Annotated in this window: 18 protein-coding genes; 13 read left to right on the top strand and 5 right to left on the bottom strand. The window is 71.1% G+C overall.

Translation table 11 applies throughout. The annotated features are described in order from the left end of the window. The first annotated feature begins 144 nt into the window (after positions 1–144). The 5 genes from D7X99_RS16310 (at position 145) to D7X99_RS16290 (ending at position 5,290) form a co-directional block, all read left to right on the top strand. Positions 145–1,167: a hypothetical protein gene (locus D7X99_RS16310; protein ID WP_121778614.1), complete on the top strand. Its 1,023-nt coding sequence runs from the start codon at positions 145–147 to the stop codon at positions 1,165–1,167. 130 nt (positions 1,168–1,297) lie between these two features. After that, positions 1,298–1,984 (top strand): DUF4142 domain-containing protein, encoded by a 687-nt coding sequence (locus D7X99_RS16305; RefSeq protein ID WP_121778613.1) that lies wholly within the window; start codon positions 1,298–1,300, stop codon positions 1,982–1,984. A gap of 82 nt (positions 1,985–2,066) precedes the next feature. After that, positions 2,067–3,038, top strand: a complete 972-nt coding sequence (locus D7X99_RS16300) for a hypothetical protein (RefSeq protein ID WP_147476166.1) — start codon at positions 2,067–2,069, stop codon at positions 3,036–3,038. Between the two features lie 15 nt (positions 3,039–3,053). Further along, entirely contained in the window at positions 3,054–3,803 is a 750-nt protein-coding gene (locus D7X99_RS16295; protein WP_121778623.1) for an ATP-binding cassette domain-containing protein, read from the top strand. Continuing rightward, positions 3,803–5,290 (top strand): glycine betaine ABC transporter substrate-binding protein, encoded by a 1,488-nt coding sequence (locus D7X99_RS16290; protein WP_121778611.1) that lies wholly within the window; start codon positions 3,803–3,805, stop codon positions 5,288–5,290. The genes D7X99_RS16295 and D7X99_RS16290 overlap by 1 nt, the downstream gene beginning before the upstream one ends. A 3-nt stretch (positions 5,291–5,293) precedes the next feature. On the opposite strand, the gene D7X99_RS16285 is transcribed toward D7X99_RS16290, so the two are convergent. Continuing rightward, positions 5,294–6,268 (bottom strand): COX15/CtaA family protein, encoded by a 975-nt coding sequence (locus D7X99_RS16285; protein WP_121778622.1) that lies wholly within the window; start codon positions 6,266–6,268, stop codon positions 5,294–5,296. Between the two features lie 147 nt (positions 6,269–6,415). Here D7X99_RS16285 and D7X99_RS16280 point away from each other — a divergent pair, with 147 nt between their 5' ends. Then, positions 6,416–7,531 (top strand): hypothetical protein, encoded by a 1,116-nt coding sequence (locus D7X99_RS16280; RefSeq protein ID WP_121778610.1) that lies wholly within the window; start codon positions 6,416–6,418, stop codon positions 7,529–7,531. A 15-nt stretch (positions 7,532–7,546) separates the two neighbouring features. Here the strand turns inward: D7X99_RS16280 and D7X99_RS16275 are convergent, their stop codons facing one another. Both D7X99_RS16275 and D7X99_RS16270 read right to left on the bottom strand, forming a co-directional pair. Then, complete coding sequence (locus D7X99_RS16275; RefSeq protein WP_121778609.1) at positions 7,547–8,953, bottom strand: NAD-dependent succinate-semialdehyde dehydrogenase; 1,407 nt, start codon at positions 8,951–8,953, stop codon at positions 7,547–7,549. A 108-nt stretch (positions 8,954–9,061) separates the two neighbouring features. Beyond that, positions 9,062–9,526 carry an SMI1/KNR4 family protein gene (locus tag D7X99_RS16270; RefSeq protein ID WP_233613443.1) on the bottom strand — a complete coding sequence of 155 codons (465 nt, stop codon included), beginning with the start codon at positions 9,524–9,526 and terminating at the stop codon, positions 9,062–9,064. A 146-nt stretch (positions 9,527–9,672) separates the two neighbouring features. Between D7X99_RS16270 and D7X99_RS16265 the strand changes: the two genes are divergently transcribed. The 7 genes from D7X99_RS16265 (at position 9,673) to D7X99_RS16235 (ending at position 18,467) form a co-directional block, all read left to right on the top strand. Continuing rightward, positions 9,673–10,086, top strand: coding sequence for a biopolymer transporter ExbD (locus D7X99_RS16265; protein ID WP_121778607.1), 414 nt, complete (start codon positions 9,673–9,675; stop codon positions 10,084–10,086). 11 nt (positions 10,087–10,097) lie between these two features. Then, positions 10,098–10,535, top strand: a complete 438-nt coding sequence (locus D7X99_RS16260; protein WP_121778606.1) for a biopolymer transporter ExbD — start codon at positions 10,098–10,100, stop codon at positions 10,533–10,535. Positions 10,536–10,609: 74 nt separating this feature from the next. After that, positions 10,610–11,338, top strand: a complete 729-nt coding sequence (locus tag D7X99_RS16255; RefSeq protein ID WP_121778605.1) for a phosphatase PAP2 family protein — start codon at positions 10,610–10,612, stop codon at positions 11,336–11,338. Positions 11,339–11,453: 115 nt separating this feature from the next. Further along, positions 11,454–13,214 (top strand): histone deacetylase, encoded by a 1,761-nt coding sequence (locus D7X99_RS16250; RefSeq protein ID WP_121778604.1) that lies wholly within the window; start codon positions 11,454–11,456, stop codon positions 13,212–13,214. 27 nt (positions 13,215–13,241) lie between these two features. After that, on the top strand, positions 13,242–13,910 hold the full coding sequence (locus tag D7X99_RS16245; protein WP_121778603.1) for a DapH/DapD/GlmU-related protein: 669 nt from the start codon (positions 13,242–13,244) through the stop codon (positions 13,908–13,910). 206 nt (positions 13,911–14,116) lie between these two features. Then, positions 14,117–16,159, top strand: a complete 2,043-nt coding sequence (locus D7X99_RS16240) for an ATP-binding protein (protein WP_233613441.1) — start codon at positions 14,117–14,119, stop codon at positions 16,157–16,159. A 205-nt stretch (positions 16,160–16,364) separates the two neighbouring features. Continuing rightward, positions 16,365–18,467 (top strand): neutral/alkaline ceramidase, encoded by a 2,103-nt coding sequence (locus tag D7X99_RS16235; RefSeq protein WP_121778621.1) that lies wholly within the window; start codon positions 16,365–16,367, stop codon positions 18,465–18,467. 16 nt (positions 18,468–18,483) lie between these two features. On the opposite strand, the gene D7X99_RS16230 is transcribed toward D7X99_RS16235, so the two are convergent. Together D7X99_RS16230 and D7X99_RS16225 are read right to left on the bottom strand one after the other, a co-directional pair. After that, on the bottom strand, positions 18,484–19,470 hold the full coding sequence (locus D7X99_RS16230; protein ID WP_121778601.1) for an aldo/keto reductase: 987 nt from the start codon (positions 19,468–19,470) through the stop codon (positions 18,484–18,486). A gap of 167 nt (positions 19,471–19,637) precedes the next feature. Further along, positions 19,638–20,510 (bottom strand): SDR family NAD(P)-dependent oxidoreductase, encoded by an 873-nt coding sequence (locus D7X99_RS16225; RefSeq protein ID WP_121778600.1) that lies wholly within the window; start codon positions 20,508–20,510, stop codon positions 19,638–19,640. Between the last annotated feature and the right edge of the window lie 24 nt (positions 20,511–20,534).

Below are 20,534 nucleotides of genomic sequence, written 5' to 3'. Positions count from 1 at the left end.
CTTAGTTCCCCCGCCGGACCCCCACCCAGACCCACCGGGTTTCCTGCCACCCACTCGGGAAACCACGAAAAACGTGCTGACACGGGCGGTGAATCACAGCTATTACGTAAGAATACCGTAGCGCTGTTTGGTTAGAGGGGCCCAATGGCGGAGGGAATGAGCGAGGCGGAGGCCACGCGGCGCGCGTTGGAGGCGTTGCCGGAGGGCCTTCGGGTGCGCTGGGTCCAGGAGGGTCGTGGGGCCTGGGTGCTGGGCTGTCAGGACTCGAGGCCGAACCTGCACGCGCCCCGGGGCGAGGACGTGCTCATCCAGGGCGAGCTGTGGCTGCTGGGCGCGCGCTACGTGGAGGGCGCGGTGCCGCGAGGCGCCTTGCAGGTGTGGCTGCTGGAAGGCCCCGTGCGGCACGTGCTGGCCTCTCGCGTGGCGGTGGGCGGCGAGGACCTGACGCTGGGGCTGGGGCCTCCCGGGGCGCGAGTGCCGTCGGCGCGCGTGGTGTGTCAGCGCGTGGAGTGGCGGCCGTACTCGGTCGCGAACGCGGCACCGCTGGCGGCGGCCTTCGTGGACCTGTGGCGCGGCCTGGGCCGGGGCCCGCGGCTGGAGCGGCTGGGGCTGGAGGTGGACGGCACGGTGGAGGGCTGCGCGCGCGTGTCCCCCTTCGTGGAGGTGGAGGCGGACCGAAAGGGCAGCCGCCGCTCCCCGACACGCCACCCGCTGCCCCCGTTCGAGGCGGCCTCGGCGGACGTGCTGCGCGACTGCCGCCTGTGGCTGCGCGCGACGGCGCACGCGCTGACCCGCGAGCCGCCCTTCTTGCGCGAGGTGTACCTGCCCTCCGGCGACGGCGAGCCCCTGCCGCTGCAGGCCACGGCCGCGAGCGAATCCCTGAGCGCGCTGCTGGCGCGGCGGCTGCGCTGGGCGGAAGGGTGGCTGTCCCCGTCCTCGCTGCTGGAGCTGGAGGTGTCGCGCACGGTGCCCGAGGGCGTGGGCGCCGGGGCCTGCTGGCTCACCGCGCGCTTCGAGCAGGCACAGACGGGCGGGATGGCCACCACCGTCACGCTGCTCGACACGCCTGGCTTCTCCTCGGAGGTGCTGGCGCTCCTGCGCGGCTGGGCCCAGGCCGCGGCGCAGGGGCGCGGCGCGGTGGTGCGCGGCCTGTTGCCGGTGGAGTGACGCGGTTTCATCCCTCGGGCCTCGTACCCGGGGGGAGGGCGCTCAGCCAGGCGGCCCTGGCACCCGGCTTCCGCGTCCACACCTTGCCCCCGTCAAACGTTCATCCGCGAAGGCGGGGGAGGCAGGGCCCATGAGCAAGGCGAATTGGAAGACGCGGGCGGTGACGGCGGCGGTCATGACGGGGCTGATGGGGTTCGCGGCCCACGCCCAAGACTCGTCCAAGCAGGAAAAGCAGGAGATGGAGCGGGGCAAGGCCGTGGGCGAGGCGGCCGCCAAGCGCGTGCAGTACGTGGGCGCGCTGGCCGTCTTCAACAACCGCCAGATCAAGCTGGCGCGGCTCGCGGAGCAGCAGGCGTCGGATCCGCAGGTGAAGCAGTTCGCCACCAAGCTGCGCGAGGACCACGAGCAGAGCCAGACCCGCCTGCGCGACTGGGCCGAGCAGAAGAAGCTGGAGGTCAGCGCGCTCACCGACAGCAACATCACCTCCGAGGACCAGATGGGCACGGGCGGCTCCGGCGCGAAGGCGGGCTACCAGGAGAAGATGAAGGGCTCCGGCGAGAAGCTGGGCAAGGCCTTCGACAAGACGAACGAGGAGATCACCACGCTCCAGGCGAAGCAGGGCCCCGAGTTCGACAAGGCCTTCATGTCGCGCATCGCGGAGGACCAGAAGAAGGGCATGTCCCTCCTCGAGGAAGGCCACAAGGAGTACAAGAACGACGCCAGCTTCCTGGCGCTCCTGGGCAATGAAGAGCGCGTCGTCCGCGGCAACGAGACGAAGGCGAAAGAGATCGAGAAGCAGCTGAAGCACGTGAAGTAGTCGTGCCCGCGTGTGTAGCGCGGTGGGCGTCGGGCCGACGGGCCGGTTGACTCGGCCGGGTCCGGCGCCTATCCCCTCGCGGATGCGCACGGCACTCGCGGCGATGGGGGTGACACTCGGGGGACTGCTGAGCGCGTGTCTTGCGTCGGCGCCAGTGGCCCCCGCGGTCCCCTCCAAGGGCGTGACGCCCTCGGGCCCCTTCGTCGACGACGCGCGCCCCCTCTTCGACGGCTGCGTCCCCATCCCGGACACAGCCACGTCGCGCACGTACCGCTGCGGCGCGCTCTCCGTGTGGCTGCACGAACAGCCCGGACTGAGCGAGGCGCAAGCCGTGGACTCCGGCCGAGCCCGCGTCCAGGCGAGGCTGGGCTCCGGCCTCACGGAAGCCCGCGGCGAGCTGCCGCTCGCGGGACAGCCGCACCCCTCCCTCCGATTCGAGCAGTGCTCCGGCGGGAACACCTGCACGGTGGGTGGCTACGTCACGGCGGTGACGCCCTCCGCGGGCCACGTGCGGCAGCTGGGTTGCGTGGTGCGCGACGACGTCCGCGCGGGGCTGGGCCGGTGTCTGGAGTTGTTCGCGTACCTGGCCACGCGGGGCAACCCGGAGGGCGACACGCTGTCTCCATCGGCGCTCGTCATGCCACCCCGGTTTCCGTGGCGGGTGCTGTACCTGCCGGAGGGCTGCGAGGTCGCGGACTCGACGACGCGCGCGGGGAGGATCCGCTGTGCCGCGTCCACCTTCTCCTGGAGCATCTTCTGGCCGGTGGCGCCGGGCGCGGGCCAGGTGGAGCGCTGGCGCGACCGGAGCGCGGAGGAGTTGCGCGACGCGCTCCCGGGAGCGGGTCCCGTGGAGGTGCGCGACTGCTACGTGGAGGGCCAGGCCACGCGCTGCGTCCGCTTCACCGCGCCCGCGCAGGAGGGTGGCGGTGAAGTCCAGGTCTGGACCGGCGGCGTGAACTACAAGGGCTGGGGCCTGTTCGCGGCGTGCAGCCTCCCAGCGAGCGCGCCCTTCCCCTTTCCGACCGCCTGCAACGGCGTGTTCGCTCCGCGCTGAAGGGACGTGGCGTTCGTGTTCCTCCTGGAAGGAGTGTCCAAGCGCTTCGGTGCCGCGCAGGCACTGCACCCGCTGGACTTGAGTCTGCCCAAGGGCGCCACCACGGTGCTCATCGGCCCCAGCGGCTGTGGGAAGTCCACGCTGCTGCGGCTGCTCAACGGCCTGCTCCGGCCCGACACGGGGCGCGTGCTCTTCGACGGACAACCCCTGCCGGAGGACGCGGACGCGCTGCTCGCCGTGCGCCAACGCGTGGGCTACGCGCTCCAGGGCGGAGGCCTGTTCCCGCACCTCACCGGCGAGAGGAACGTCACGCTGATGGCGCGGCACCTGCGCTGGCCGGAGGCGCGGATCCGCGAGCGATTGGCGCAGCTGATGGACCTGACACGCTTCCCGGAGGATGCGCTGGAGCGCTTCCCGGGCGAACTCTCCGGAGGCCAGCGGCAGCGCGTGGCGTTGATGCGCGCGCTGATGTTGGATCCGGACGTGCTGCTGCTGGACGAACCCCTGGGCGCGTTGGACCCGCTGGTGCGCCACGACCTCCAGACGGACCTGCGCGGCATCTTCGAGCGGCTGGGCAAGACGGTGGTGCTCGTCACCCACGACCTGGCGGAGGCCGCCTTCCTGGGAGACGGCATCGTGCTGATGCGCGAGGGCCAGGTGGTGCAGCAGGGCACGCTGGACGACCTGGAGGCGCGGCCCGCGGATCCGTTCGTCACGCGCTTCATCCAGGCGCAGCGCCCACTGCCCCTGCGGAGGCCGGGATGATGCGCGCGCTGACGCTGGCGTGGCTGCTGCTGCTCACCGTCGCGTGCACGAGCACCGAAGGTGGCGGGCCCCAGGTGCGCGTGGGGTCCAAGAAGTTCACCGAGTCCGTCATCCTCGGGGACATGGTGACGCAGGTGGCGGAGCATGCGGGTGCACGGGCGTCGCATCGCCGCGAGCTGGGCGGCACCACGGTGCTGTGGGAGGCGCTGCGCCGGGGCGAGCTGGACGTCTATCCCGAGTACACCGGCACGCTGCGGCAGGAGTTGCTCGTGGGCCGCGCGCTGCCAGACGACGACGCGCTGAGGAAGGCGCTCGCGGACGAAGGCCTGCGGATGAGCGCGTCGCTGGGCTTCAACAACACGTACGCGCTGGGCATGAAGGAGGCGGAGGCCGAGCGGCTGGGCATCCGCCGCATCTCCGATTTGAAGGCGCACCCGGAGCTGCGCGTGGGCTTCAGCAACGAGTTCATGCAACGGGGCGACGGTTGGCCCGCGCTGCGCGACGCGTACGGCCTGCCCCAGCGCGACGTGCGTGGCCTGGACCACGACCTGGCGTACCGGGGCATGGAGAGCGGCGCCATCCAGCTCACGGACCTGTACTCCACGGACGCGGAGATCGCCGCCTACGGGCTGCGCGTGCTGGAGGACGACCGGCGCCACTTCCCCGCGTACGACGCCGTGCTCCTCTATCGCGCGGACCTGGAGACGCGAGCGCCTCGGGTGGTCCAGGCGCTGCGCCGGCTGGAGGGCTCGCTGACGGAAGCGGCGATGGTCCAGCTCAACGCCCGCGCGCGGCTGGAGCACGTGCCGGAGGCCCAGGTGGCGGCGGACTTCCTCCAGGCTTCACTGGGCCTGAAGACGGAGGTGCGCACGGACGGGCGCGGCGCGCGAGTCTGGCAGCGCACGCGCGAGCACCTGTTCCTCGTGGGGCTGTCGCTGATGGCGGCCATCGCGCTGGCCATCCCGCTGGGCGTGGTGGCCGCGCGCCGTCCACGCCTGGGGCAGGGCGTGCTCGGCCTGTCGAGCGTCATCCAGACGGTGCCGTCGCTGGCGCTGCTGGTGTTCATGATTCCGCTGCTGGGCATCGGCTCGAAGCCGGCCATCGCGGCGCTGTTCCTCTACAGCCTGCTGCCCATCGTGCGGAACACGGCGGCGGGGCTGCAGGGCATCCCGTGGGAGGTGCGCGAATCCGCGGAGGCGCTGGGCCTGCCGTCCGGCGCGAGGCTGTGGCGCATCGAGCTGCCCATGGCGGCGGCGTCCATCCTCGCGGGCATCCAGACGGCGGCGGTCATCAACGTGGGCACCGCCACGCTGGGCGCGCTGGTGGGCGCGGGCGGCTACGGCCAGCCCATCCTCACCGGCATCCGCCTGGACGACGTGGGGCTCATCCTGGAGGGCGCGGTGCCCGCGGCGGTGCTCGCGCTCGCGGTCAGCGGCCTCTTCGAAGCGGTGGCGCGCGTGCTCGTGCCCCGAGGACTGCGCGGCTGAGCGCTACACCGGCTCCACGCGGGAGGCGGGCTCGGAGGCGGGCTCCAGTCGCGGCGCGTCCTCCGCGAGCCCCGCCGCGCACAGCCGCACCACGCACATCCACACGCAGTCCGCGAGCAGCAGGTGCACCAGTTGCATCGTCACCGGCGCCAGCAGCACCAGGTTGATGATGCCCGCGCACAGCTGCGCGACGTACATGCCGGTGAGCCACGCGGAAGCGCGCCGCACGTCCGGCGAGGGCCGCAGCCGCGCCACCTGACGGCCGCCGAACACCAGCAGCGCGCCCATGGCCACCGCGATGGCCGGGTGGAACATGCGCAGGCGCAAGAGCACGTGCGCCGTCTCCGACAGGTCCTGCTCGAAGCCGTGCGTGAGGCTGGTGGCGGGGAAGAGCGTGTCGCCCAGCGCGGCCACCGCGCCGCTGACGCCCAGCACCAGCATGCCGACGATGCTCCCGCCCAGCAGCGCGCCCACCACGCCCTGGCGCTGGAACACCATGCGCGCGCGGCCCTTGGACGCCCACACCACCATCGTCTGCGCGCCCACCAGGAGGAAGGTGTTGGTCAGGTGCACGCCCATCCACACCGCGCGGCCCAGGCGCGCGTCCTGCGCCACGTACTTGAGCAGCACGATGCCCGCGCCCACCAGGCCCTCCGTGAGCATGAACACCAGCGCCCAGAACGCCGCTTTGCGGCCCGGGTGGCCCTTGGGGAACTCGCGGCGGCCCCAGACGTAGAGGACGACGGCGAGCACCGTGGCCAGTCCGCTGGTGACACGGTGGGTGTACTCGATGAGGGTCTGGAGGGTGGGGGCGCGCGGCAGCACCTCGCCGTTGCAGACGGGCCAGTGGTCGCCGCAGCCCGCGCCGGAGCCGGTGGCGCGCACGAACGCGCCCCAAAGGATGACGCCCAGGCTGTAGAGGAGCACGCCCATGCTGAACCACTGGAAGCGGCGGGTCGCGGCGGTGGGAAGGGTCATCGTGCCCTCCCAGTACCGCATCCGTTTACAGCGAACCACCGCGTGACCGTGTCCGCCTGGCCGCCGCGCGCCAATGGCTCAACACCTGCGCTTATGGGGCCACCCACGACAGTCCCCAACCCCGGGGGAAGTTGTTAGCGTCACCTCGTGCCCCGAGACCGCGAAGCGCCCCCTGCCTCCTCGCCCCCTCACGACGCGGCCGAGCGTCTGCGCCGGCTGGAAGCGGCCATCGAGGAGGGGCGCGCGCGCAAGGACGCGGCCCTGGAGGCGTGGGTGCGCCGGATGGGCCGCCTGCCCACCGAGAAGGAGCGCGACCGCTGGGAACGAGAGTGGGAGCGCGGCGCGGAGCGGGAGCGCCAGCGGTGGGAGAAGCAGTGGGAGCGCGAGTCGAAGGACGCCCTGCGCCGCGCGGAGCGGCATTCCAAACGCGACGCGTACATCGCGCAGCAGCAGGCGCACCGCGATGCGAAGCGCGCGGAGAAGGCGGCGCGGGAGGAGGCCTCGCGCAACCCGGTGGTGGGCGTGGGGCAGCTCGTCGTCGCGCTGGCGTGCGTGGCCACTGTGGTGCGTTTTCCGCATCAGTACTGGTGGCTGCTGTTCGTGGCGTTCGGCTTCTTCAAGGGGGCCGCGAAGCACCTGCGCGCGCGCAACAACCCCCTGTTGACGCGCGTGGAGGAGTCGCCCGCGCCGGTGCTGCCCCAGGCGAAGGTGCCGGCGGATCCGCGCCTGACGCGCGTGGACGCCGTCTGCGAGAAGCTGCTCGCGGAGCTGCGCGCGGGGAAGGGCGTGTTGCAGGAGATGGTGCGCTCGCCGGAGCGCACCGTGCAGGACCTGCGCAAGAGCTGCCACGAGCTCGTCCGCCGCGAACGAGAGCTGCGCACGGTGGCGCCGCCCGAGGACGTGCAGCGGCTGGCGGACGAGCGCAAGAAGCTGGAGACGCGCCAGGCCGCGGAGGAGGACGTGGTGGTGCGCGACCGGCTGCGCGCGGCGTTGCTGGTGCTGGATGAACAGGTGCGTCAGCGCGCGGAGCTGACGAAGGCGGCGGACCGGCTGGAGGCCGAGTTCACGCGGCTCGCCTACACGCTGGAGAACCTCTACGCCCAGGTGCTGCGGGTGCGCTCGGCGGACGCGGCGGACGCGGACGTGGCCGGCGCGGGCCTGCGCCACAGCGTGGAGCAGCTGGGCGCGGAGGTGGACGCGGTGACGTCCGCGCTGGAAGAGGTGCACGGCGCGCCGGTGGACGGCCGGGTGCGCACGCGCTGATGGACGGGGGCGGGGCTATTCGCCCGCGTGCTTCGACGGCGGAGGTGCGCCGGCCGCGCCGGTGATGCGGACGGTCTTGGCGTTGACGAACTCGCGGATGCCCAGGTCGGACAGCTCGCGGCCGTGGCCGGAGTGCTTCACGCCGCCGAAGGGCAGGCGCGCGTCGGACGCGACGAGCGCGTTGACGAACACCATGCCGGCCTCGATGCCGTCGATGAGCCGGCGCTGCTCGTTCGCGTCCTGGGTCCACACGCTGGCGCCCAGGCCGAAGGGCGTCGCGTTGGCCAGCTCGATGGCGTGCTCCAGGTCGCGGGCGCGCAGCAGGGTGGCCACGGGGCCGAAGAGCTCGTCATGGAAGGCGGGGGCCTTGGGCGGCGGATCCGCCAGGACGGTGGGCGGGTAGAAGTTGCCGGGGCCACCCTGGGGCTTGCCGCCCAGCAGCAGCCGGGTGCCGGCCTTCACGCTCTCCTGCACCTGGGCGTGCAGCCCTTCGAGGATGCCGGGCGTGGCGAGCGGACCGACGTCGGTCTTCGGGTCCATGGGGTCGCCGACCACCATGGTCTGCATGCGTTCGACGAAGCGGCGTTCGAACTCCTGGGCGATGGGCTCGGCGACGATGAAGCGCTTGGCGGCGATGCAGGACTGGCCGTTGTTGATGAGGCGCGCGGACACGGCGGTGTGCACGGCCTTGTCCAGGTCCGCGCTGGGCATGACGATGAACGGGTCGCTGCCGCCCAGCTCCAGGACGACCTTCTTGATGGCACGGCCCGCGGCGGCGCCGACAGCGCGGCCGGCGCCCTCGCTGCCGGTGAGGGTGACGGCCTTCACGCGAGGGTCTTCGATGACGCGGTTCACCTCCGACGTTTCGATGAACAGGGATTGGAAGGCGCCTTCAGGGAAGCCGGCGGTGCGGAAGATTTCTTCCAGGGCGATGGCGCACTGGGGCACGTTGCTGGCGTGTTTGAGGAGGCCCACGTTGCCGGCCATGAGGGCGGGGGCGGCGAAGCGCACGACCTGCCAGAAGGGGAAGTTCCACGGCATGATGGCGAGGACGGGGCCCAGGGGCTGGTAGCGCACGAAGGCGGTGTCGCCATCCACGTCGATGGGCGTGTCGCGCAGGAGCTTCTCCGCGCGGGTGACGTAGTAGCGGCACGCGGTGGCGCTCTTGATGGACTCGGCCTTGGCGGCCTCCAGGGGCTTGCCCATCTCCTCCGTCATCATGCGGCCGAAGCGGCCGGCCTCGACTTCGAGGATTTCAGCGGCGCGGCGCATCCAGCGGGCGCGGTCAGCGAAGGACGTCTCGCGGTAGGAGCGGAACGTATCCGCGGCCCGTTGCAGCTTGCGCTCCAGTTCCTCGGACGAGAGCACGTCGAACGTGCGCAGCGTCTTGCCGGTGGTGGGGCTGATGGTGGCGATGGCCATGTGCGGGTGCCTCCCGGTGAGAACGTCACCGGGTGATAACAGGCCCCACTCCCGTGACAATGCCTCCGGAGTCCGAGCGTCCAGGGGCGTACGCCGCGAGACCGTGACTCAGGACTCCAGCACGGTGGGCGATAGCGCGTCCGACTGGAGCGCCGAGATGAAGGTGTCGAGGTTTTCCGCCAGGAAGTGGACGCTGGTCGTGCCCGGCCGGGCATGCGCGTCCCAGTAGAACACCTGGCCCGCTGTGGCGCCGGTCACGGACAGGCAGACCTTGTCCGCGCCTTCTGTCGTCGCGATGGGGAGCAGACCTGGTGGCAGGCGATCCTGGAAGACCTCCAGGTTCCAATCGAGGTTGCAGGACTCGACGGGGTCGTTGAGCCCGAAGAAGAAGTGGATCCGGCCGATGGGATTCCCAGGAAGGCCCTGGAGCTTGAAGAGGTCGCGCTCCGGCCGGCCTCCGTTGGTGGCCAGCAGGAATTCACGAAGAGGCGGCAGGAGCTTGAGCCCATACCGCTGCTCGAACGAGTCGAGATCCGTGTCGCTCAGCGGTGGGCCGCCTTCGGTCGTCCGCATGCGATGAACCATATGCCTCGATGGGAGAATACGAACATCACCCGTGACCGAATCATGACCGAATCACCGACTGCCCACGGCCAACGGCATCCCGGCCCCGTGGTCCCATGGCTTCCGACTCGCAGTAGCTCGCGCGGAGGCTGTGTATGGGAATGGCCGTGGGAGGCAGGGGCGGAGTGAAGGCCGACATCAACGTCACCCCTTTGGTCGACGTGGTGCTGGTGCTGCTGATCATCTTCATGGTCGTGACCCCGCTGTCCCAGCAGGACAAGGAGGTCACCCTGCCCACCGCCGCGCAGGGCGAGCCGCGCGAGAAGCCCGAGCCGCTGGTCTTCTCCCTCACCGCCGACAAGATGCTGTACGTCGGCAACGAGTCCTTCCCGGACGCCGCGCGCTTCCAGGAACGCGTCCAGCAGGAGCTGCGCGCCCGTCCCGACCGCAAGCTGCTCCTCAAGGCCGATGAGACGCTCACCTGCGGCGACGTGCTCGGTGTGCTGCAACAGTCGCGGGACGCGGGTGCGCTGAAAGTGTCCCTGGGTGTCTCCATGAGGAAGAACTGAGGAGAACCGCCATGCACGCAAGACGCCCCGTCGTGGTGAAACCCCAGTCCGGTATCCAGTCGGACATCAACGTCACGCCGCTCGTGGACGTGGTCCTCGTGCTGTTGATCATCTTCATGGTCGTGACCCCGCTCATGCGCGGAGAGTTCCAGCTCCAGCTCCCATCCGCGCAGACCACCCCGACCGAAGAGCCCCCGACGTCGAAGGAGCTGGCCCCCGGCCTCGTGCGCCTCACCGCGGACGGCACGCTGCTCCTGGAAGGCGAGCCCGTGAGCGAAGCCGACTTCGTGCCACGCCTGCGCGCCTTCCTGGAGGCCCGCCCCAAGGGCCAGCGCGCCCTGTTCTTCCAGCCGGACGCGCGGGCCCCCTACACGCGGCTCATCAGCGCCCTCGACGGCGCGAAGGCCGCTGGCGCCGAAGCCCTGGGCCTGTCCGTCGAACATCCCTGAGCACCTGGAGCCTGCCCGACACTCGCCGCGAAAAGCCCGTGGCCAGCCCGCACCCGCTGTCCTAAGTCACGGTCATGTCACGAGGGCCATGGCGGTGGGTGTCGGGTTGGGACGTGATGGTGACGCGGCCCCTGGGGCTGCTGCTGCTCGTGGTCGCGTGCGTCCTGGGCTTCGTCTATCTGTCCGACGAAGTCACCGAAGGTGAAACGCAGGACATCGACGAGCGCATCGTGCGCTCCCTTCGCCGACCCGAAGACCCCGCGCTCCCCCGTGGCCCGTGGTGGCTCGCGGAGACCGCTCGCGACGTGACGTCCCTGGGCGGCTTCCCCGTGCTGTCACTCCTCACCGTGGCCGTGTGCGGCTTCCTGGCGGTGGCTCGCCGCTACCGCATCAGCCTGTTCGTGCTGTCCGCCATCGTCGGCGGGTGGATCCTCAACGCGCTGCTCAAGGGCCTCTTCAACCGCCCGCGCCCCTCGGTGGTGCCCCACCTCACCGAGACGATGTCCACCAGCTTCCCCAGCGGACACGCCATGCTGTCCGCCATCACCTACCTCACGCTGGGCGCGCTGCTGGCCCAGTTCTCCGAACACCGCCGCGTGAAGGTCTATCTCCTCACCGTGGCCCTGCTCCTCTCCGCCCTCGTGGGCTGCACCCGGGTGTACCTGGGCGTGCACTACCCCACCGACGTGCTCGGCGGCTGGGTGGCCGGGCTCGCGTGGGCCCTGGTCGTCACCGTCGCCGCCCGCACCGTGCGCCGCCGCAGCCCCGCCCTTCAACAAGAGGCCCATCGCCCCGTGGAATGAGCCTTGCGCCCACGGCCCCCTCGCGTGATGAAGGGGCCACCACTCTTTTCGACCCGCTCCCCGTGTCCCTCGTCCCCGTGAACACCCGCCATCCCCTGCCGCCCGCGAGGCGCGGATGATTCAAGCGTGGCTGTGGAAGCTGGGCCTGGGACGCGGCCGGGTGCACGTCTTCTACGACGAGGCCTACCGACTGCCCCTCACCGGCATCGAGTCCTCCGTGGGCATCGAGCCGCGCGGCACCGACTTCACCACCTGGTACCTGCTGGAGGCCGGCGTGGTGCGCGCCGCGGACGTGCGCCACCCCGTGCCCGTGTCCTACGCGCAGCTCGCGCGCGTGCACGACGCCCGCTACCTGGAGTCCCTCTCCGACCCCGCGACGCTCGCGCGCATCTACGCCACCGACCCGTCCGAGGTCCCCGTGGACGCGCTCCTGGACAGCGTGCGGCTCGTGTGCGGCGGGACGCTGGGCGCGGCCCGGCTGGCGCTCGCGCGGCAGGGGCCCGTGGTCAACATGGCAGGCGGCTTCCACCACGCGCGCCCGGACAAGGGCGGCGGCTTCTGCACCGTCAACGACATCGCCGTGGCCGTGGCGGACCTGCGCGCCTCCGGCTTCGACGGCTCCGTGGCCGTGCTGGACCTGGACGCGCACCCGCCGGACGGCACCGCCGCGTGCCTCGCCGGACAACCCAAGGCGTGGATCGGCTCCGTGTCCGGCAGCGACTGGGGCGTGCTGCCCCCCGGCGTGGATGAAACACGCGTGCCGGACGGCTGCGACGACGTCACCTACGTGCAGAAGGTGAAGGACCTGCTCGCGCGCATGCCCCGCTCGGACATCACCTTCGTCATCGCCGGCGGGGACGTGCTGTCCGGGGACCGCTTCGGGCGCGTGGGCATCACGCTCCAGGGTGCGCGAAAACGCGACGTGGCCATCGCCGCCGCGCTGCGAGGACAGGCCAGCGTGTGGCTGCCCGGTGGCGGCTACCACGCGGAGTCCTGGAAGCTGTTCGCGGGCACGGTGCTGGTGCTCGCGGGCCTGGGCCACCAGCGCATCACCGCGCGCTATGACCCGTTGAGCGCGCGCTTCCAGCGCATCGCGCACCTGTTGGATCCGGAGAAGGCCAACACCGCCGGGAAGGCGCCGCACTGGGAGCCCTTCTCGCTGGAGGACCTGGAGGGCCCGCTGCGGCTGGGGCCGGAGGTGCAGCCGCGCGTCCTGGGCCACTACACCGCGCAGGGCATCGAGTACGCGCTCTTCCGCTACGGCCTGCTGTCGTACGTGGAGCGCCTGGGCTACAGCCGCCTGCGCGTGCAGGTGACCTCCACTGGCGGCACCGGCGACCGCATCATGGTGCTGGGCCACGCGGGCGGCCGCGAGCACCTGCTGTCGGACTCGGTGGTGGAGAAGAAGGAAATCCAGGGCGAGACCTTCCTCTTCGCCAACTGGCTGTCCCTGCGCCATCCCCGCGCGCGCTTCAGCGACAAGCGTCCGCAGCTGCCCGGCCAGGAGGTGCCCGGCCTGGGCCTGTCTCGCGAGACGACGGAGGTGCTGCTCGCCATGGCCCAGCGCCTGGGCCTGGCCGGCGTGGCCTTCCGGCCCATGTGGTACCACCTGGCCGTCGTCGCGCGCGGCCGCTTCCACTTCTCCACCCCGGAGCGCCAGGGCCGCTTCGAAGCGCTGATGCGCGACCTGTCCTCGCTGTCGCTCGTGGAGGCCACGCGCGCCGTGGCCGAAGGGCGCGTGCGCCTGGACGGCCAGCCGTACCCGTGGGAGCCGGACGACATGCTCTGCCACCTGTCCCCCGTGTCCCTGGACGCGGAGGCCGTGGCGAAGGAGCGCGAGCGCTGCCACTTCACCGTGGTGCCCGCGTCCGGTTGAAGCGGGGCCCGTGGTAGGTCAGGACACGTGGACCTGAACGCGCAACGCCGTGAACAACACAAGCTGCGGCTGTCGTGGATGCCGTGGCTCTACTTCAGTCTCAAGCCGCGCCACCGCGAGTGGGCGGAGGCCTGGCAGCGCGAGGTGCAGGACCGCCTTCGCGAGCTGGAGACAGTTGATATCGCCGAAGGATGTTTCATTGCCCCGGAGGCGCGCATCTTCGCGGAGCCCGGCCGCACCGTGCGCATCGGGCCGGGGTGCAGCATCGGCGCGGAAGTCTTCGTGCACGGGCCCGTGGTGCTGGAATCGCGCGTCAGCCTCAACGCGCGCGTCAGCCTGGACGGCGGCACTTGCGGCGTCCGCATTGGCGAGGGCAGTCGCATCGCCACCGGCGCCACGCTCTATGCCTTCGACCACGGCCTCGCGCCGGATCGCCCCGTGCGCGAGCAGCCCGTCACCTCGAAGGGCATCGTGATTGGCCAGGACGTCTGGGTGGGCGCCAACGCGGGTATCACCGACGGTGTCACCGTGGGCGACCACGCGGTGATTGGAATGGGCGCCGTCGTCACCCGCGACGTGCCCCCATGGGCCATCGTCGGTGGCGTGCCTGCACGCCTGCTCGGGGATCGTCGTCAACGCCCCCGTTCCGGAATTCCCGGGGGCTGGGAGCCTCCAGACTCCGAGGGAAACCCCTGAGTCCAGGGTGGGTCCATTGACTTTGAAACATTCGAGCGCCCTATGCTTCGGGCCGCGGTGAGACGGCGAGAGGGGTCGGGCCCGGACGCACCGGGTGGGTTTCCCTCCAATCCAGGTTTCATTCCGTTTCATCCGTGCTGAAGGAGGCCGCGGTGGCGCAGGAGCAACGCGAAACGGGGAGCGCCGCTGCTCTGGGGCAGTCATCCGTGGCGAGCGACCTCGTGGACACGCGTCGCTTCCAGCGCGCCGGGTCGCTCCTGCGCGAGGCGCTCTTCGAACTGGACGCGGCGGGCCGCCTCGTCCTGGCGACCCCCGCCTGGGAGCGCCTGGTCGGAGCTCCCGTGCACGCGTGGCTGGGCCGCGTACTCGTGGAGCTGTTCCACCCGGAGGACCGTGACCAGGCGCGGGTGCTGCTGCGCACGGCGCTGTCGCGCACGGACGTGCCCTCGCGGCTGGAGCTGCGGCTGTCGGGCGGCACGCAGCCGCGCTGGGTGGAGTTGTCCGTGACGGGCGACCCGGAGCACCTGGGCGGCGTGCTGGGCACGCTGGTGGACGTCACCCCGCGCCGTCTGGCGGAGGAGGCCGCCGCCACGCGCGAGCGCTACCTGGGCGCGATGGTGGAGGTGCAGCGTCAGCTGCTCGCTCCAGAGGGCTCCGGGGATTTCTACAACTCCGTCCTGGAGCCGCTGGGCCGCGTCGCGGGCGCCAGCCGCGCCTACGTCTTCGAGTTCCACCGCGACGCCTCCGGACGGATGCTCCAGTCCCAGCGCGCGGAGTGGTGCGCGCCCGGCATCTCGCGCGAACTGGACAACCCGGACACGCAGGCGTGGCCCATCGACCAGGCCTTCACGCTGCCCCAACTGGAGCAGCTCCACCGGGGCGAGGCCGTGCAGGGCTCGCCGGAGGACTTCGGCGCGGACAACGCGCCGGTGCTCCTGGCGCAGGGCATCCGTTCGCTGCTGGTGCTGCCCCTGGTGGTGCACGGCGAGTCGTTCGGCTTCATCGGCTTCGACAACTGCGACGACGCGCGGCCTTGGTCGCACGTGGAGGTGAAGCTGTTGTCCGGCGCGGCCGGCGCGCTGTCACTGGCGCTGGAGCAGCACACCACGGACGCGCTGCGCGTGCGCACGGAGACGGCGCTGCGCCGCACGGAGGCCGGCTTCCACCTGCTCATCGAAGGGTTCCCGGATCCCGTAGTGGTGCACACGACGGACGGCATGCTCCTGTCGGTGAACCCGGCCATGGCCAACTACCTGGGCTACCAGGACCCCGCGCAGCTGTTGGGCCGGCACCTGCTGGGCCTGGTGCGGCGCGAGGACCAGGAGGTCGCGCGCCGCCACCTGGAGGAGGCGCAGGACGGGGCGCTGGCCGCCCGCTCGCACGAGGTGCCGCTGGTGCGCCGGGACGGGCGGGTGGTGAGCGCGGACCTGGTGACGCTGGGCGTGCTCTTCGACGGCGTGCCCGCGCGCGTGACGGTGGCGCGCGACTTCACCGAGCGCAAGCACATGCAGGCGCAGCTCATGCTGGGGGACCGGCTGGCCTCCATGGGCATGCTGGCCGCGGGCATCGCGCACGAGCTGAACAACCCGCTGTCCTACGTGCTCTCCAACCTGGAGTTCCTGCACCGCGCGCTGGGCCCCATGCCCCGGCCCCTGGGCGCCGAGGAGCTGCTGGAATACCAGCAGGTGCTGGACGACGCGCGCGAGGGCTCCGAGCGGATGCGCCAGATTGTCCGCCAGCTCAAGGTCTTCTCCCGCGTGGACGACGCGCACGAGGAGTCGGTGGACCTGCACCGCGTGCTGGACTCCGTCGCGCAGATGGCGGCCAGTGAAATCCGGCCGCGCGCCCGGCTGGTGAAGCAGTACGGCGTCGTGCCGACGGTGCGCGCCAACGAGGGCAAGCTGTTCCAGGTGTTCCTCAACCTGGTCATCAACGCCGCGCACGCGATTCCGGAAGGCTTCACGGACGAGCACGAGATCCGGCTCATCAGCCGCGTGGATGACGACGGCCGGGTGGTGGTGGAGGTGCGCGACACGGGCCGGGGCATCGCGCCGGAGCTGCTGCGCCGCATCTTCGACCCCTTCTTCACCACCAAGGCGCCGGGCCAGGGCACCGGCCTGGGCCTGTCCATCTGCGACACCATCGTGCGCGCGCTGGGCGGCACCATCGCCGCGGAGTCCACGCAGGGCCACGGCGCCACCTTCCGCGTCACCCTGCACGTCGCCGCGCGGCCCACCCCCGGGGCCTGACCGGCCCGCATTCCGCGTCCATGCGGCGGAGCGGGCCGCCCCGTCCGCTGCCGCGAAATGGACTGAATCCGCCGCGCTCCCGTGTTCGAGTGTGGAGCGTCGGACGGCTTGCCCTCGCGTGCGCTCCCCTCCAGGGGACGACAGCGACACGCTGGGACCCGCCGCCGCCGGGGGCCTTCCCTTCCGGAAGGCCGTGGAGGATGTCATGCGCACGCTGAACGCCCGCCTCGCTCCCGTGCTCGGGCTGCTGCTGGGCTGCGTGCTGTCGCTGGGGCCGGGCGCTGGGTTCCGGCTGTCCACGGCGAGCGCGCAGGCGGGCACGCCGCAGGCTCCGGCTCCGGCGCAAGCTCCGGCCAACGCGTGCGAGGGATCGGCGAACTTCCTCCTCGGCGCGGCGCGCTCGGACATCACCGGCCCCGCGGCGGAGGTGGGGATGATGGGCTACGGGCAGGTGTCCCAGAAGACGGAGGGCATCCACCTGCGGCTGTACTCGCGGGCGTTCGTCATCGCCTCGCCGTGCAACGGCCGCCGCGTGGCCTTCGTCAGCGCGGACCTGGGCATGGTGTTCCAGGCGGTGAAGCAGCAGGTGGTGGAGCGGCTGCGCTCGAAGCTGGGCGACACGTTCTCCGACGACAACGTGTTGCTCAGCGCCACGCACACGCACTCCGGGCCGGGCGGCTTCAGCCACTACACGTTCTACAATCTGACCACCTTCGGCTTCGTGCCCCAGAACTTCGAGGCCATCGTCTCCGGCATCACGGACTCCATCCTCCGCGCCAACGCACGCCTGGCCGATGGCTCGCTGCGGCTGTCCTCGGGCGACCTGCATGGCGCCAGCATCAACCGCTCACCGGAAGCCTACCTGCGCAACCCGGAGTCCGAGCGCGCCCGCTATTCCGACAACGTGGACGACCGCATGACGCTGCTCCGGATGACGGCAGCGGACGGGCGCGAGCTGGGGCTCGTCAACTGGTTCGCCGTGCACGCCACGTCCATCGGCAACACGAACACGTACATCAGCGGCGACAACAAGGGGCTCGCGGCGCACACGTTCGAGGTGGAGAAGGGAGGACGGACGCCCGGAGGCCCGGACACCTTCGTCGCGGCGTTCGCGAACTCGAATGAAGGCGACGTCACGCCCAACATCCTGGGCGGCACGAACGGCGGCGGCGCGAACGACTTCGAGGACGCGGCCCTGTCCGCGAAGAAGCAATACGACTTCGCCGAGCACCTGTGGTCCACCGCCGGGATGCCGGTGATGGGCGGCGTGGACTACCGGCACGCCTACGTGAAGATGGACGCGGTGGACGTCGCGCCCGCGTTCACGGACGGCAGAACGCACCGCACCTGCCCCGCGGCCATCGGCCTGTCCATGCTGGCGGGAGCGGAGGACGGGCCCGGCTTCGGTTCGGAAGGGGCCACGTGCGAGAACGTGCACGACGTGTGGAGCCAGTTCACCTGCGCCGCCGTCACCACGCCCTGCCAGGCAGAGAAGCCCATCGTCCTGGAGATGGGCACCATGAAGCCCTACCCGTGGTCCCCGGAGGTGCTGCCCCTGCAGGTGGTGACGGTGGGACCGCTGGCGTTGGTGGCGGTGCCCTTCGAGCTGACCACCATGGCGGGACGCAGGCTGCGCGACACGGTGCGCGCGCAGCTCCAGGGCACGGGCGTGACGGACGTGGTCATCGCGGGACCGGCCAATGCCTATTCGGGCTACGTGGCCACGCGCGAGGAGTACGCGCGTCAGGACTACGAGGGCGCGTCCACGCACTTCGGCCCGTGGACGCTGGGGGCGCTGCAACAGTCCTTCACGGGGCTCGCGAGCGCGTTGCGCGAAGGGGCGTCCGTGCCGCCCGGTCCCACGCCGCGCGACCTGCGCAAGGTGGTGGTGGGGCTGCAGCCCGGCGTGGTGTTCGACGACAAGCTGCTCTGGGTGGACTTCGGCGCCGTCTCGGAGGAGGCGAAGGCTTCCTACGCGCGCGGCGACACGGCGAGCGTCACCTTCTGGGGCGGCCATCCGCGCAATGACTTGAAGCTGGGCGGCACCTTCCTGCGCGTGCAGCGGCGGGAGCCGGATGGCACGTGGCGCGACGTGGCGAACGACGGGGACGGAGTCGCGCTGTACCACTGGCAGCGCGAGTTCTGCGTGCCCACGCTCGCGTGCTCGAAGGTGCGAATCACGTGGCCCATTCCCCGGGACACGCAGCCGGGCACGTACCGGCTGGTGCACGAGGGGAACTGGAAGTCCGGCTGGGACGGGCGCATCCACCCGTACGCGGGAAGCTCGCGCCCGTTCACCGTGCGCTGAGCCTCCGGACGACCGGTCACTTCATCGAGTCGACCGCGTCCATCTGCATCTCGTTCATCCGGCCGCCGTGCACCGTGAGCCTGGAGAAGGCCGTCTCGAGCTCGCGAAGCTCCGCGGCCGTCAGCTGGATGTAGCGGGCCCCCAGGTTCTCCTCGAGGTGCACCGGGTTGCGCGTCCCCGGGATTGGAACGATCCACGGCTTCCGCGACAGCAGCCATGCGAGCGCAAGCTGCGCGGGCGTTGCGCCCTTCTTCGCGGCAACGCTCCGCAGCGCCTCGACGATGGGCGTGTTCGCGGCCAGGTTCTCCGGGGTGAAGCGTGTGAAGCCGGAGCGGAGATCGGTCTTCGGGTCGAGCCTCGTGCTGGCGTCGAGCGTCCCGGTCAGGAACCCCATCCCCACCGGTCCCCATGGAACGAAGCCGATTCCCAGCTCCTCGCACACCGCGAGGACGCCGTTCTTCTCCGCGTCCCGCTCCATGAACGAGTACTCGGTCTGGACGGCCGTGACCGGTTGAACGGCATGCGCCCGGCGAATGGTCCGCGCACTGGCCTCGGAGAGGCCGAAGTGCAGGACCTTGCCCTGGGCAATCAGGTCCTTCACCGCGCCCGCCACGTCCTCGATGGGCACGTGGGGGTCGACGCGGTGCTGGTAGTAGAGGTCGATGCGGTCCGTCTTGAGGCGCTTCAGCGAACCCTCGACCACCTTCTGGATGTGCTCGGGCCGGCTGTTCAGCCCCGGAGGGCCCTCGAGGTTGAAGCCGAACTTGGTCGCGATGACGACCTGATCGCGGATGGGCGCGAGCGCTTCTCCGACGAGCTCCTCGTTCGTGTAGGGACCGTAGACCTCGGCCGTGTCGAAGAAGGTGACTCCTTTCTCATGGGCTGTCCGGAGGACCTGGATGCCCTGGTTCCGGTCCGCTGGGGGACCGTAGTTGGCGCTGATGCTCATGCATCCGTGCCCCAGCTCCGAGACCACCAGGCTTCCCAGCTTCCGCGTCTTCATCGTGGCGCCTCCGATGACTGGAGCCCTGGACTGCCCGGACGGCGTGGCGCATGCCCAGGTCCCAGCCGCCGCCCCTGCTCCGAGGAGGGCCGTGCTGGCCAGGAGGTCACGGCGGCTGAGACCCCGCCGGTCCTTCGTGCCCGCTTCAGGTGTCTGCTCGTTCTTCTTCATGGGGGACTCCCTTGGCTCTTGGTGGATGGGAGCTGGAAGTTGCCGTCCGTCGAAACCGACAGGTCCTTGTGCGCCCGCGCCTCGGCGAGCCGCGCCTCCAGGTCCGCGGTGATGCCGCTGACCGCGTCGCTCCCCGCGAAGAACTGCTTCGGCGGCGTCTCCATGCCGGCCAGCCGCACGAGCGCCTTGCCGAGCTTCGCGGGGTCACCGGACTGGTTGTGGTGGTAGCCCTGCCACTGCTCCTTGACGGCCGCCGGTGCGTCATAGCCCTCGACGGCGAGCTCGCCGAACACGACGGACTGTGGGGCGAGCAGGTCGGTGCGGAAGAAGCCGGGCTCGACCACCGTCACCGTGATGCCGAAGCGCTCCACCTCCTGGGCGACCGACAGCGAGAGCCCCTCGACAGCGAACTTCGTCGCCGCATAGGCGCCCACCGTCGCATAGCCGATGACGCCGGCCATCGAGGACACGTTGAAGACGCGCCCGGAGCGCTGCCGCCGCATGACGGGGAGCACCGCGCGCAGCACGTGCAGCACGCCGTAGAAGTTGGTCGCGAACTGCTGCTCGATCTGCGCCGGGGTCAACGACTCCAGGTTGCCGATGAGGCTGTACCCGGCGTTGTTGACCAGCACGTCGATGCGCCCGAACTTCTCGACCGCGGCGGCGACGGCCTGTCGTGCCTGCTCTTCCTTCGTGACGTCCAGCGGCACGAACGCGAGCCGGTCACCCGCCTGCTCGCCGATGGCGGACCGCAGCTTCTCCACGTTGCGCGCCGTGGCGATGACGCGGTCCCCCGCGTCCAGGGCGGCCCTGACGACTCCCGCACCGATGCCACTGCTGGCGCCGGTGACAAACCAGACCTTGCTCATGAGGATCCTCCGGTGGCCCTCGGC

Source organism: Corallococcus sp. AB032C, from assembly GCF_003668935.1.
GTDB classification, from domain to species: Bacteria; Myxococcota; Myxococcia; order Myxococcales; family Myxococcaceae; genus Corallococcus; species Corallococcus exiguus.
This window is presented reverse-complemented; position numbering and strand designations above follow the sequence as displayed.